Source organism: Streptomyces venezuelae, from assembly GCF_008642315.1.
Classification (GTDB): domain Bacteria; phylum Actinomycetota; class Actinomycetes; order Streptomycetales; family Streptomycetaceae; genus Streptomyces; species Streptomyces venezuelae_D.
Genome location: NZ_CP029192.1, coordinates 8,450,864 through 8,464,874, shown reverse-complemented (window position 1 = coordinate 8,464,874; position 14,011 = coordinate 8,450,864). Strand labels below are relative to the sequence as shown.

Genomic DNA, 14,011 nt, shown 5'->3' with positions numbered 1-14,011 from the left:
GGCTACTCCGTCTCGGTCTTGGCGTGCTGCTCGGAAGGGTCGCCCTGGGCGGGCGCGGGGGCCGCGGCGGCGGGCCGGCCCCGGCGGGCGCTGCGGCGGATGCGGCCCGCGGTGGCGGGCGCGGCCTGCTCCAGGAGGAGGACGAGGTCGGCGACGGTGGGGGCGTCGAAGATGCGGCGCAGCGACAGTTCGACGCCGCACCGGTCGCGCAGCCGCGCCATCAGCTGCATGGCCAGGAGCGATTCGCCGCCCAGGTCGAAGAAGTTGTCGTGGATGCCGATGCCGTCGATGCCGAGCACGTCCTCCCAGACCGCGACGACCTCCTTCTCGCGCGGGGTGGTCGGTGCGGTGTGGGCCACGGACAGTTCGGGGCGCCGGTTGAAGGAGCGGCCGACGGCGGCGGTCCGGGGGGCGGCGGTCCTGTCGTCGGCGCGGGCGGCGGTGCCGCGGCGGGCGACGACGAGGGTGTGGTCGCCCGCGTCGTCCGTGGCGGAGCGGGGGAAGGTGGTGACATCGGTGAGGCCCTCGGAGCGCAGCAGGTCCTGCCACACCTCCTTGCCGACCAGCGGGGAGCCTTCGCGCAGGTCGTCGTCGAAGTACCACCAGCCCTCGTACAGGCCCGTGGTCATCAGCGACCAGCGCTGCTGCCGGGACGCCTCGAGAAGCATCGTCACCCCGTCGGGGACGAGGAGGCCCGCGGCGTGGCGCACGGCCTGGCGGAGGTCGGGGGTGGCGTGCAGCACGTTGAAGGCGAGGACCAGGTCGAAGGAGCCCGCCGGGTAGCCCTGCGGCGCCGGATCACGGGTGATGTCGAGGACACCGAACTCCATCCCCGTCAGCTCTCGTTCCTGTGCCTGGCGCTGTCCTTCCAGGACGAAGGAGCGCCCCAGGTCGGTGAAGTGGTACTCGACGCCCGGCAGCGAGCGCAGCTCTTCGGCGACCTCCCAGGTGAGGTAGCCGCGTCCGGCGCCGATCTCCAGGATGCGCAGCGGCCGCCCGCCCGACTCCGCGGCCAGCCTGGCGACGGTACGGGCGATGAGTTTGCGGTAGAGCGGGATGTCGCTGAAGGCCAGCCGACGGTCGATCAGGGCGCGTTGGCGCTCGTCGCTTCCCTCGGGCAGCAACACCTCGGTGCCCGCCAGCGCTCCGGACAGGACCTGGGGGTAGTGGCGTACGCAGTGGTCGAGGTAGGCGAGGTCCTCGGCCTGGTCGGGGTGGTCGCGGACGATGGCGGCGGTGAGCGCCGCCGGGTCGCCCACGGCGGCGACGGCCGGAGTGAAACGCAACTGGTCCGCGTCGTCGGTCAGCAGGCCGTCGTCGACGAGCAGGGCCAGCAGGGCGTCCACGAGCGGCCGGTAGGCCGGGACGGTGCGGAACGCCGCGTGGACGGCAGTGCGTTCGACGACGGCGCCGGGTGTGGTGGGGAGGCCGGCCCGGTGCAGCAGCGCGCGGACGTGGGCCGCGGCCAGGGCGTCGAGGCTGCGGGTGAGTTCTGCGGGCAGCCTGCGGGCGGCGTGCTCGGCGCCGAGCTGTTGCGCGGTGACGGTCATCCAGTCCAGGTGCGCGGAGAGTGTGGCCGGGACCCGCGCCGCCGGTGGGGCGGCGAGCGGCTGGACGTCGATCCAGTGCCGGGTGCGGGCGAAGGGATAGCCGGGCAGGGGGACGCGGCGGGGGTACGGCCCGGTGGGCAGGGCGTCCCAGGTGACGTCCGCGCCGTGGCTCCAGGCGTCCCCCACGGCCTGGAGCAGGGTGCGCCGGTCCGGCTCCTGGGCCTGCGGGTGGCGCATCAGCGGCAGCACCGGCGTACCGGGGCCCGCCTGGGCCCGGGCCAGGGTGGCGAGGGCGCGGCCGGGGCCGACCTCGAGGACGAGCGGGTCGTCCTCGGCGAGCAGGGTGCCGAGCCCGTCGGAGAACCGCACCGGCTCGCGGGTGTGGCGTATCCAGGCGGCGGGGTCCGTGGCCTGTTCGGGGGTGACCCAGGTGCCGGTGAGGTTGGAGACGTACGGGATCTCGGGGGCGTGGAGGGTGACGGTCTCCAGCGTCCGGGCGTAGGTGTCGAGGACCGGGTCGAGCAGGGCGGAGTGGGCGGCGGCCCCGAAGCGGATGCGCCGGTGGTCGACACCCTGTTCCGCCAGCCGTTGTCCGACGCGGGCCAGCGCGTCCTCGGGCCCCGCGACCACGCACGCGCGTGGTCCGTTGACGGCGGCGAGCGACAGCTCGGGGTCGAGCCGAGCCGCCTCGGCCTCGTCGAGCGCGACGCCCATCATCCCGCCGCTTCCGGCGGCCCGTTCGAAGAGTTCCTCACGCCGCACGACCAGCGGCAGGGCCTCTTCCAGACGCAGTACGCCGGACACGCAGGCCGCGGTGTACTCGCCGAGGCTGTGGCCGAGCAGCGCGGTGGGACGCAGGCCCCAGGACATCACGAGGCGGGCCAGTGCGTACTCGGTCGCCACCAGGGCCGGGAACACCCCGCCGGTCGCGGGCTCCTCCTCGTACAGCATCGTCCGCAGGTCGGTGGGCAGGTGCGGACGGAGGATCTCGGCGCACCGGTCGATCTGTTCGCGGAACACGGGTTCGCGCTCGTACAGGTCGCGGCCCATGCCGAGGTGCTGGGATCCGGCGCCGGGGAAGAGGAAGACCACGGGGCGTCCGGGGGCCGCCCGGTGGGACGGGCCGCCGGGGGCGAGGGCGCGGGCCCCTTCGAGGGTGTCGCGGGCGACGACGGCGCGTCGGTACGGGTGGGCGCGGCGGCCGGAGCTCAGGGTGTGTGCCACGTCGGCCAGGGCCAGTGCCGGTTCGTCCCGCAGGCGCTCGCCGAGCCGCTGCCCGAGGTCGTCGAGGGCTTCGGGGGTGCGGGCCGAGAACACGAGCAGGTGTTCGGCGGTGTCCTCGGAGCGGGGCGCGGCGGCGGGAGCTTCCTCCAGGACGACGTGCGCGTTGGTGCCGCCGATTCCCAGGGAGCTGACGCCGGCGCGCCGGGGGTGGGGGGCGGCGGGCCAGGGGCTGGTCGTGGTCGGCACGTAGAAGGGGGTCGTGTCGAGCGACAGGTGCGGGTTGGGGTTGCGGAAGTTCAGGCTGGCCGGGACCGTGCGGTGTTCCAGGGCGAGGACGGCCTTGATGAGTCCGGCGATGCCGGCCGCGGCGTCCAGATGACCGATGTTGCTCTTGACCGAGCCGAGCGCGCAGAAGCCGGTGCGGTCGGTATCGAGTGCGAACGCCCTGGTCAGCGCGGCCACTTCGATGGGGTCGCCGACCGGGGTGCCGGTGCCGTGCGCCTCGATGAGGCCGATGGTGTCGGCGTCCACTCCGGCCAGGGTGCGGGCGGTGACGAGCACTTCGGCCTGACCGGCGACGCTGGGGGCGGCGAAGCCCACCTTGCGGTCGCCGTCGTTGTTGATCGCGGTGCCCTTGATGACGGCGTGGATGTGGTCGCCGTCGGCGAGGGCATCGGCCAGCCGCTTGAGGAGGACGGCGCCCACTCCTTCGCCGCCGAGCATGCCGTTGGCGTCGGCGTCGAAGGGGCGGCAGTGCCCGTCGCGGGAGAACGGTCCGTCCTGTACGTAGCGGTAGCCCTGGCGCAGGGCCGGGTTGAGGGAGACGCCGCCGGCCAGTGCGACGTCGCAGCGCTCGTCCAGCAGGTCCTGGCACGCGAGATGCACCGCGACGAGCGAGGTGGAGCAGGCGGTCTGCACGGAGAGGCTGGGGCCGGTCAGGCCGAGTTCGTACGAGACGCGGGTGGCGAGCGTGCTGGTGACGTTGCCGAGCTGCGCGTGGTGCTGGGCCAGGGTGTCCCCGGCGCGGACGCGGGGGTGGACGTGGTCCAGGTAGTAGCGGCTCTGCTGCGCTCCGGCGTACACGCCGACCGGTCCCTGGGTGGTGCCCGGTCCGTAGCCGGCGTGTTCCAGGACGTGGTGCGCGCATTCGAGGAAGAGGCGCTGCTGCGGGTCGAGGAGTTCCGCTTCGGCGGGCGGGTAGCCGAAGTACTCGGCGTCGAACTCGTCGATGCCGTCGACGACCGAGGCCATCTTGACCAGGTAGGGGTCGTCGAGCCGGGCGGGGTCGCCGCCCGCGGCGAGGTATTCGGCGTCGTCGATCGGGGCGACCGACTCGCGCCCCGCCGTCAGGTTGTCCCAGAAGGCCGTCAGGTCGCGTGCGCCCGGGAAGCGTCCCGCCATGCCGATGACGGCGATGTCCGTGTCGGCGTACGCCTCGTCGGGCGTCTCGGCGACGTCCGTGACGTCGCGTCCCTCGTCGGGCGTCTCGGCGTCTGCTGCCAGTGCGTTGTCCACAGTCCTCATCACGTCCTCTCACCGGGGCCCTCGTGGGTCCCGGCCGTGCCCGCCGCCCCTCGGCCCGCGCGCCGTTTGCGGCGCCGGGCCCGGTCCCGTACGCGCGCCAGCTCCGGATCTCCGCCGTCGTCCGGGTCCCGGGCCAGGTGCGCCGCGAGCGCGGCCACGGTGGGGTGGTCGTACAGCTCGACCAGGGGGATGTCCCTGCCCAGGCGGCGCCTGTACAGGGTCTGCGCGCGCACGAGCAGCAAGGAGTGCCCGCCCACGTCGAAGAAGTTGTGCCGGGTGCCGATGTCGGTCCGGCCGAGCAGCTCGGCCCATACGGCGGCGACCTCGCGTTCCAGGTCGCTCTCGGGGTGGACGAGGGCGACGGCGGGTGCGGGGGCCGGCTCCAGGGCGAGGAGGGCGGCGCGGTCCGTCTTGCCCGCCGCGGTCAGCGGCAGCGCGCTCAGCAGGTGAAGTTCGCCGGGCACCGCGTAGTGCGGCAGCCGGGCCGTCAGCCATGCCCGCAACTCGCCCTCGTCAACGGGCCGTTCGGGTACGCACCAGACGGCGAGGCGGTCGCCGCCCGGCGCCGAGGAGCGGACCAGTGCCACGGCCCTGCGCACCGCCGGGTGGGCGCCGAGGGTGGCCTCCACCTCGCCCAGTTCGATACGGAAGCCGCGGACCTTGACCTGGTGGTCGGCGCGGCCGATGAACTCGACGCGCCCGTCCTCGCGGTAGCGGGCCAGGTCCCCGGTCCGGTAGAGCCGTCCGCCGGGCTCGATGCCGAACGGGTCCGGCACGAACGCCGCCGCGGTGCGCGCCGGATCGTTCAGATAGCCGCGGGCCAGCGGCATCCCTCCGATGTGGATCTCCCCCACCACGCCGACGGGGACGGGCTGTTGGGCGGGGTCGAGCACGTACAGGCGGGCGTTGGGGTTGGGCCTGCCGAGGGTGACGACCGCGCCGTCCTCGTCCTCGTCGAAGACCTGGCAGCTGATCCCGATGGTGGTCTCCGCCGGACCGTAGCCGTGGTACATGGTGGCGTCCAGGCTGTCGCGGAAACGCCGGTAGAGCGCGGGGGTGAGTGCCTCGCCGCCGCACCACAAGTGGCGGATCGAGCGGGCGGAGCGGTTGATGTCGTCGCGTTCGAGGAGGACCTCCAGCATCGAGGCCACGATGTAGAGGAAGGTGATGCGCTCCCGCTCGATCAGTTCGGCCAGGTATCCGACGTCGCCGTGGGCGCCGGGGTCGGCGAGGACGAGGCGGGCGCCGTTGACCAGGGGCAGGAAGATCTCGTTCACCGAGATGTCGAAGCCCATGGGCGCCTTGTGCAGGACCCGGTCCTCCTCGGTCATGCCGAGGAGCGCGGACTGCCACACCAGGCGGTTGGCGATGGCCTGGTGACGGATCATCACACCCTTGGGGGTGCCGGTCGAGCCGGAGGTGTGGATGACGTAGGCCACGTTCTCCATCGCGGGTTCGCCGCGGGAGGGGGCAGGGGCGTCGAGCCGGGGCAGGGGTTGTGCCAGGTCCAGCACGGGAACGTCGAGCGGCGGAGGCGCCGCGGTGTGCCGGCTGTCCGTCAGCACCAGTCGGGGACGGCTGTTCTCGACCACGGAGCGCAGCCGCAGAGCGGGCCAGTCCGGCTCCAGCGGCATGAACGCGCCGCCCGCCTTCAGGACCGCGAGGAGCGCCACCACCAGTTGCGGGGTGCGCGTCAGGTGCACGCCGACGATGCGCTCGGGGCCCACCCCGTCGGCGCGCAGCCGATCGGCCAGCCCGTCCGACCGGGTCTCCAGTTCGCGGTACGTGAGGGTGGTGGCGCCCGCGACGACGGCGATGTTGCCGGGGGTGCGGGCCGCCTGCTCCGCCACCAGTCGGTGCAGCGGGCGGTCCTCGGCGGGGTCCTCGCGCGAGCGGCTCCACTCGGTCAGCGCCCGGTGTTCCTCGGTCTCCGTCAGGATCCGCAGGGTGCTCAGCGGGGTGTCCGGGCGGGCCGTCGCGTCCCGCAGGAACGTCAGGACGTGGCCCAGCATCCTGTCCAGGGCCGTCGGCGAGAAGAGGTCGGCCCTGCCGGTGAGGCCGAAGGCGAGCCCGTGGGGGGACTCCCGCACCTCGAGGACGAGCGGGAAGCGAGCGGTGCCGTTGTGGTGCGGGTGTTCGGCGAAGCTCACGGTGGGGGTGTCCACCCGCCGGGGCTGTGCGGTGACGAAGGAGAACACCACGTCGAACAGGGGGGCCTGGCCGACCGCGTCGGCGGGCCGCAGCGCCTCGACGACCCGGTCGAACGGAACGTCCTGGTGGGCGAAGGCGTCGGCGCAGACGTCCCGGGTGCGGGCGAGGAGCGAGCGGTAGGACGCGGCGCCCGCGAGGTCGGTGCGGAGCACCACGGTGTTGCCGAAGTTGCCGACGACGTCCTCGAACTCGGTGCGGCCCCGGTTGACGACGGGGGAACCGACGGCGATGTCGCTCTCGCCGCTCCAGCGGTGCAGCACGGCCTGGTAGCCGGCGAGGAGGGCCGTGAACAGCGTGGCGCCGCTCGTGCGGGCGAGGTCGCGCAGGGCGTGGCTCTCCTCGGCGCCGAGCAGCGCGTCGCGGCGGACGCCGTCCGTGTCACCGCCGGTGTCGCCGTCTGGGCGCGGGTGGTCGGCGGGCAGGGCGAGGGTGGCGGGCCGCTGCCCCAGGCGGCCCTTCCAGTAGTCCAGTTGACGGTCCCAGGTACCGCCGCCGCGCTGGTCGCGCTGCCTGCGTTCCCACCGTGCGACGTCGGCGTACTGCACGGACGGGCGGGCGGGCACGGCGCCGTGCCCGCCGCTCGCCACGGCGTAGCGGGCGGCGAGCTCGTCGAGGACGCGGCCCCAGGACGTGTCGTCGAAGGCGATGTGGTGAACCGTGAGCGTGAGCAGGTGGTCGGTCGGGGTGAAGCGCAGGAGCCGCAGGCGCAGCGGCGTCTCCTCGTCGAGCCGGAAGGGCCTGCGCCCCTCCTCCTCGATGGCGCGGTCCGCCGCGTGCGTACGCTCGTCGTCCGGCAGGTCGCCCAGGTCGGTCAGGTCCAGCGGGACCGTGTCCGGCGCGGGCAGGACCTTTCGGACCGGCGCTCCGTCGTCCCCGGCCGGGTAGAGGGTGCGCAGGATGTCGTGGGCGGCGGTCAGGCCGGTGACGGCCTCGGTCAGGGCGCCGGGGTCGAGGGCACCGGTGAGGCGTATGCCGCCGCAGAGGTTGTACGCGATGTCGTCCGGTCGCAGATGACGCAGGAACCACATGCGTTCCTCGGCGGCGGTCAGCGGCGCGGGCACCGACTCGGCGTCACCGTCTTCCGGCTCGTGGGCGGCGACGGGGGCGAAGGCGGAATCCGGCTGCCCGAGTCCCGCCTCCGCCAGCAGCAGCCGGGTGAGTTCGCGCCTTTGTTCTTCGGGGGATATCTCGGTGCGGTCATCGGTGCTCGTCACTGCGCGGGTCCCCTGTTTTCTCTCTTCGGAACAGTGAGCCGGATGCCCCGACAGGCATTCCCGGAATTCCCGGAGCCGTTGTTCTCCGATGGTGCCGGTAACCGACTCCCCCGGCCCGGACCGAACGTAGCAGCGGGGTGCGCGGCCGTCTTCCAACTCCGGTAGCCATCGCAGACTCCAACTGTGGTTCCGCCTCGCGCACCGGCGTATCCCCGGCCTTGTCCATAGGCAGGAGCATATGTACGATCGCGGCTCCCCTGGCGGCCGGGAATTACTCGGAGAGAGCCGGACGAAAGACGATGTCCCTTTGGGGCGCCACAGCCAAAAGACATGCGGGAGAAGGAGCATGACGGCCGAAAAGACAGATCCCGGGCGGTGGCTGCGCCGCCATCCGGGGGAGCCCGGGGCGCCGCGCCTGGTGTGCCTCCCCCATGCCGGCGGCGGCGCCAGTTCCTACCAGGGGTGGGCACGGGAACTCGCACCCCGGGTGGAGGTTCTGGCGGTGCGCTACCCCGGGCGCGAGGACCGGTTCGAGGAGCCGCCCGCACCGAGCGTCGAGGCGCTCGCGGACGAGATCGCCGCGGCGCTGCCGGTGTCACGGGAGCGGCCACTGGTGCTGTTCGGGCACAGCATGGGCGCCGCCGTCGCCTTCGAGGTGGCCCGGCGGATCGAGCGGGATTGTCCGGGCGGGCTCGCGCGGCTCTGCGTGTCGGGGAGTCCCGCGCCGCACGCGGCCCCGCCGTCCGCGGTGCACCTCCTGTCGGACGACGCCATCGTCGAGGACCTGCGGGCGATGGACGGCACGTCGCGCGACATTCTCGACAGCGCCGACTTCCGGTCCCTTTTCCTGCCCGGAATCCGGGCGGACTACCGATTGATCGAAACGTACCGGCCCGATCCCGGAGCGCGGATCTCCGCCCCGGTCTCGACGTTCTGCGGCACCGACGACCCGCATGTGAGCCCCGGGGAAATGCTGCGCTGGGGCGAGGTGACCGACGGCGGTCTCAGCTCCCGCGTCTTTTCCGGCGGGCACTTCTACCTGCACGAACGGCTTTCGGAAGTGATCGGGGAGGTGACCGGGGTGCTGGGCCTGGCGCGACGGCAGGACGCGCCTTCGGCGTAAGGGGCACCAAGTGCCCGCCGTGTGACCGGCGGTGCGGGGCGCCCTCTCCGGCGCCCCGCACCGTCAGCCGGCGACGCTGGTTTCCGAGACCGCGCCGGCGACACCCATCTCGTACGCGAGGATCACCGCGTCGACCCGGTTGCGCAGGGCGAGCTTGCGGCAGATGCGGTTGAAGTGGGACTTGACCGTCGCCTCCGAGAGCACCAGCACATCGGCGATCTGCTGGTTGGTCAGCCCCTGGGCGACGAGCTGGAATATCTGCATCTCACGGGGTGTGAGCAGGGCGAGTTCCCCGGAGGGCCGGAGCGCGTCGAGCCGGTGGGTGCGCCGCAGCGCCTTGAGCACCTGGCCGACGATGCCCGGGCTCATGGCGGCGCCGCCCCAGGCGACGTCCCGGACGCCCGAGACGATCTCGGACGACTCCCGCTTGAAGAGGAAGCCGCGCACACCCGCGCGGGCGGCTCCCAGCACGCTCCCGTCGGCCAGTCCGCCCTCGGACGCCAGGAGCACCACGCCGGTGCTGCCGTCGAGACGGTCACCGACCAACCGGCGCACCACGTCGAGCAGATCGGGGCCCGGCAGGTCGGCGTCCATCAGCACCATGTCGGGCCGGTGGGTGCTCGCCAGTTCCAGCAGCGAGGCCCCGTTGGCCGCCTCGCCCTGGACCCGGAAAGCCGGGTCGTTCTCGAAGAGCGCGCGCAATCCACGCCGCACCAAGGGCTGTTCGTCACCGAGCAGCAGCTTGATGCGGCCGTTGCGCACGCCTGGTCTGGGCCGCGCCGGCGTCAGCCCCTCTCGGCCGTCGGCAGCCTGTATGGCACTCACGCATCCCATCGCCAGTTCCCCCATCAGACAAGTCATCCATCCGCCGGTGCGCCTGCTACGCACAAAAAGCGTGGTCTGTTATGAGCCACAGCCTAAGTGAGGCTTACACAATTTTGCCGGAATTTAATCTTCCGCTTTTATGTTGGCGCGTTTTTCCCTCCCGTCGGGACGTCGGGAGTCCGCACCGGAGGCGTCACTTCCGCTCCAGCCCTGCGCTCTCAAACCTTTTGCGATATGAAAACTGTTATCACGTCGATCTGTGGGTACCCTTATTCAGCCACAGAATTCCTGCCCCTTACCGATGCCGGACGGCCGGACCAACTCGTGCATATGGCACGAAGTTGGACCGGGCGCCCTCTAAACGTCGCCCGGATCACGCCCATTGAATCGAGCGCAACGCGCCTTCGACGGACACGCCACCGGGCTGGTCCGGCAGCGACTCCAGGAGCACGAAACGCCCCGGCAGCACGGACTCGCCGCCCTGCGCGCGCACATGGGAGCGCAACTTGACCGGGCTCAGGTTCTCCACCCGCCCGTACCACGGCCGGTTGACGGGGCGACGCGGCGGGGCCGGCTCCTCGGGGAAGCGGACCTCCGGCGCCACCGCTCCGCCGTCCACGCGCACCAGGCTCACGTCGAACGCCCCGTCGGGCAGTGAACGGGCCCAGCTGAGACGGACCGCGTAAGGCAGGTCGTCACCGAGCGACCAGATCTCCTCCGGCTCCACGCCATGGGCGGACTCGGCGTCGGCGCGGGCGCGCACCTCCCCCGCCACGGACGGGCGGTCAGGACGCGCGAGGAGTTCGGCGGCGACGTGGTCGGCGAGCACCCGCGCGTTGGGCACACCGAGCAGCCCGAGCACGGCGGGGCGCTCCGCCTCCAGGTGACGGCGGAGTTCGGCCGCGCCCCAGCGGTCCCGCTCCCAGGGCTGCCACTCGGGCACCACGGCCTCACCGCCCGGCAGGCGGTCGAGGCGTATCACCACGTCGTAGCGGAACCGGTTCATCTCGGTGCGGCGCGTCCCCCGCCGCAGCAGCACCGCCACGTGCGCGACGCGCGGCAGCCGGCCGACCAAGGCCGTGAAGTAGCCGGGGTCGATGATGAGCTCGGTCCCGGTGCAGCAGCGGCGCTCGACGAGGGCCTGCACCTTCTCGCTCGGCGCCCGCTCCGGGGCGCGGGCCAGCTCGAGGCCCGCGCCGAACGCCCGGTTCAGCGCCGCCGAACGCACGTCCCCGATGAAGAGGAACCCTCCGTCGTCCACCGCGTCGACGGCCTGGCACACGACCCGGTCCAGATACTCCTCGTCCGGGAAGTACTGCGACACCGAGTTCACGACGAAGCCGTCGACGGAGCGCGGGGGCACCGCGGACATGTCGTCGGCGGGCGCCTGGAAGACCTCCACACCTTCCGGCAGTTGGCCGCCGAAGGCACCGCGGATGCGGTCCACCGCGCCCGCCGAGATGTCGCTGGCCAGATAGCGCTCGGTGCCCGGAGCCAGCCGGTGCAGCAACAGGCCGGTGCCGCAGCCCACTTCCAGGAGGCGCCGCGCGCCCAGGCCCTTGATGCGGGTCACCGTGCCGTCCAGCCAGGCCCGCATGTCGTCCTCGCTCAGCTCGCCGCCGGTGTAACTGCTCAGCCAGCCACGGATGTCGAAGGTCGGGTCGTCGGACGTCGGCTGGGCGTAGACGTGGTCGTACACGCCCTGCCACTCGGCGACGTACTGCCGGCCGAGGGCGACGCCGTCGTCCTGGACGACCTCGTTGCGGCGCGGCACCACATACGCCGTGCGCACCGGCACACCGTCCGGCGCCACCTCGGTCAGGACGGTGCAGTGTTCGACACCGGGGTGGGTGCCGAGGATGCGCTCCAGCTCGTCGGCGGCCGCCGCCGCTTCGGAAGTCACCGCGTCGAGAGCGGGCATGTGATTCTCCTTCTCTGGGGGCCATGGCAGGCCGGCAGCGGCAAGCCATCGGAAGTGCGGATTCACGCGATCGGCCACGGGAATGCGGAAAGGCGGTTCGGGTGCGCCCGTATCACCACCGGAAGATGTCCACATGCTATCGATCGGCATTGTCCACCGGAAGGCGATTGTCTGCCGAGCGGTGCACTACATCCCACGGTTTACACGGCATCCGCTTCTTGCACACTCGGTTGCAGAGCGGATTGCCTACTCGAGTTGGAAGACCCGCTCCACGGAACGCTGGTAGCGTCCTCGCCGATCGGTGCCCGGGGCCAGGGCAGCGCAAGGAATAGCTACCGTCGGGGTGAATTCACATGGCAGAGAACGTCATCGGCGAAATACCCGAGTGGGGTCCCGAGTGCATTCGGGATTTGCAGGAGACGCTCCTGTCGAGCACATCGCCCTTCCCCTGCACTTTCGCGGTGTCGGGGACCAAACGGGACAGCCTGCGCTTCGGCTTCGTGGAGTCCCTGGACGACCGGAGCACCTGGGACGCACTCGGGGACACGCTCGACGCGTATCTGTCCGGGTACAAGGAACTTGGCCGGGAGACGTCACTGATCGTCTTCTTCCGGCCGGACGGCCGCACCCGCACGATGGAGGAGTACCGGGCGAAGTTCTGGTCGGTGCTCCAGCATCTGCACGACACGGACGAGAGCCCGTGGCCCGCGGAGGTGCCCCACGACACGGACGACCCGTGGTGGGAGTTCAGTTACGGCGACACCCCGATCTTCGTGGTCTGCAACACCCCCGCGCACGTCCTGCGCCGCAGCCGGCACAGTCCCGTCTTCTTCATCACCTTCCAGCCGCGCTGGGTCTTCGAGGAGTTGGGCGCCGACACGGCTCCCGGTGCCGCGGCGCGGCGCATCATCCGCAAGCGGCTCAGCCGTTACGACGCCGTCGAGGCGTCCGAGGAACTCGGCTCGTACGGCGACCCGGACAACCGGGAGTGGCGCCAGTACTTCCTCGCCGACTCGTCGGACGCCCCGGAGGCCGAAGCGGGCCGCTGCCCCTTCCGGCCCCGCGACGGCGAACGCGTCACCGCCGGTCAGGCCACCGGGCTCGACAGCACCATGCGCTTGGAGCCGAGGACGGTGGGCGACGTGTAGGGCACCGGCGGCTCGGCGAAGCGCAGGTCGGCGCATCGCTCCAGGAACATCCCCAGCGCGATCCGGGCCTCCATCCGGCCCAGCGGGGCCCCGATGCAGAAGTGGACGCCGTGACCGAAGGACAGGTGCGGGTTGGGGCTCCGCGTGATGTCGAAGGTCTCGGGGTCGGTGAACTGCCGCTCGTCGTGGTTGGCCGAGAGCACCCAGGAGGCCACCATGACGTCCGCCGGGATGTCCACCCCGCCGAGCGTGGTGTCACGCGTGGTCAGCCGGTACGCGAGCGGGGCGGGCGGGCTGTAGCGCAGCACCTCCTCCAGGGCTCCGGGGACGGCCGCCGGGTCCTCGCGCAGGGCGGCGAGAGCGGTCGGATTCTCGTCGAGACACACGAGGCTGTTGCCGAGGAGCAAGGTGGTGCTGATGTGTCCGGCGAGCAGCATCATGAGAGTGATGGTGAACACCTCGGACTCGCTGAGGCGTTCGCCGTCCACCTCGGCGGCCACCAGTCGGCTGAGCACGTCGTCGGACGGCCTGCGGCGCCGGTGCGCGGCGTGGTCGAGAATGTAGTCCTGCATCTCCAGCAGCAGCGCGTTCATGTTCTCGGGCACTTTCAGCCGCTCGGCGTCGACCGCGCTCGCGTCGTGGTTGGCGGCGACGAGGTCGTCGGCCCAGCTCCGGAACATCGCATGGTCCGACGCAGGGACGCCGAGCAGTTCCGCGATGACGGTGACCGGCAGCGGGTTGAAGAACCCGGTGACCATCTCGACCTCGTCGCGGCCCGCCATGGCGTCGAGGAGCCCCGAGGTGATCTCGGTGATCTTCCCTTCGAGCGCGAGGACGGCACGCGGGGTGAGCGCCTGGGCGACGAGCTTGCGCAGCTTGCTGTGGCGCGGCGGATCGGTGACGCTCAGGTGTCCTTCGAGCAGGTTCGGCACCGGGCGCCCGTCGGCCGTGGTCGCGGCCTCCCCCGTGGGCGGCGGCACCAGTCTGCCGAAGTCGGATGAGAAGGTCTGCGGGTCCTTCAGCATTTGCTGGGTTTCGGCGAAGCCGAATACCTGGCAGGAGCGCGTGGCCTCGTCCCAGTGCACCGGGTTCTCCCGACGGTTTCGGGCCAGCCATTCGCGCAATGGCCGTCCGCCGTCCTCGCTTCCGGGCGGCGGGCTGGTCACGGTCTCGGTCATCGGTCCACTCCCCATTCACGGCCGTGGTCGGGTTCACAAGTCGGCCGGCCCGATCACCATAACCACGGTGGCGGCGCCTTGCCCAGGACTCTC

7 protein-coding genes are annotated in these 14,011 nt (G+C 72.0%); 2 read left to right on the top strand and 5 right to left on the bottom strand.

All coding sequences use genetic code 11. The annotated features are described in order from the left end of the window. Positions 1-2: 2 nt before the first annotated feature. Both DEJ48_RS37365 and DEJ48_RS37360 read right to left on the bottom strand, forming a co-directional pair. Complete coding sequence (locus tag DEJ48_RS37365) at positions 3-4,298, bottom strand: type I polyketide synthase (protein WP_223832344.1); 4,296 nt, start codon at positions 4,296-4,298, stop codon at positions 3-5. After that, positions 4,298-7,723 (bottom strand): non-ribosomal peptide synthetase, encoded by a 3,426-nt coding sequence (locus tag DEJ48_RS37360; protein WP_190537829.1) that lies wholly within the window; start codon positions 7,721-7,723, stop codon positions 4,298-4,300. The genes DEJ48_RS37365 and DEJ48_RS37360 overlap by 1 nt, the downstream gene beginning before the upstream one ends. 346 nt (positions 7,724-8,069) lie before the next feature. Here DEJ48_RS37360 and DEJ48_RS37355 point away from each other — a divergent pair, with 346 nt between their 5' ends. Beyond that, positions 8,070-8,846, top strand: a complete 777-nt coding sequence (locus tag DEJ48_RS37355; protein ID WP_150220537.1) for a thioesterase II family protein — start codon at positions 8,070-8,072, stop codon at positions 8,844-8,846. 63 nt (positions 8,847-8,909) lie between these two features. Here the strand turns inward: DEJ48_RS37355 and DEJ48_RS37350 are convergent, their stop codons facing one another. Further along, positions 8,910-9,671: a LuxR C-terminal-related transcriptional regulator gene (locus DEJ48_RS37350; protein ID WP_223832343.1), complete on the bottom strand. Its 762-nt coding sequence runs from the start codon at positions 9,669-9,671 to the stop codon at positions 8,910-8,912. Positions 9,672-10,044: 373 nt separating this feature from the next. Further along, positions 10,045-11,592 (bottom strand): class I SAM-dependent methyltransferase, encoded by a 1,548-nt coding sequence (locus DEJ48_RS37345; protein ID WP_150220536.1) that lies wholly within the window; start codon positions 11,590-11,592, stop codon positions 10,045-10,047. Between the two features lie 353 nt (positions 11,593-11,945). Here DEJ48_RS37345 and DEJ48_RS37340 point away from each other — a divergent pair, with 353 nt between their 5' ends. Then, entirely contained in the window at positions 11,946-12,740 is a 795-nt protein-coding gene (locus DEJ48_RS37340) for a YqcI/YcgG family protein (RefSeq protein ID WP_150220535.1), read from the top strand. Here DEJ48_RS37340 and DEJ48_RS37335 read toward each other — a convergent pair. Further along, a complete protein-coding gene (locus DEJ48_RS37335) occupies positions 12,680-13,918 on the bottom strand; it encodes a cytochrome P450 (protein WP_190537826.1) in 1,239 nt (412 codons plus the stop codon). The two genes, DEJ48_RS37340 and DEJ48_RS37335, sit on opposite strands and share 61 nt — an antisense overlap. Positions 13,919-14,011 lie beyond the last annotated feature (93 nt).

Coding starts and splice junctions, on each gene's coding strand:
- DEJ48_RS37365 (WP_223832344.1), bottom strand. CDS start 4,298: ATGAGGACTGTGGACAACGCACTGGCAGCAGACGCCGAGACGCCCGAC.
- DEJ48_RS37355 (WP_150220537.1), top strand. CDS start 8,070: ATGACGGCCGAAAAGACAGATCCCGGGCGGTGGCTGCGCCGCCATCCG.
- DEJ48_RS37345 (WP_150220536.1), bottom strand. CDS start 11,592: ATGCCCGCTCTCGACGCGGTGACTTCCGAAGCGGCGGCGGCCGCCGAC.
- DEJ48_RS37335 (WP_190537826.1), bottom strand. CDS start 13,918: ATGACCGAGACCGTGACCAGCCCGCCGCCCGGAAGCGAGGACGGCGGA.
- DEJ48_RS37340 (WP_150220535.1), top strand. CDS start 11,946: ATGGCAGAGAACGTCATCGGCGAAATACCCGAGTGGGGTCCCGAGTGC.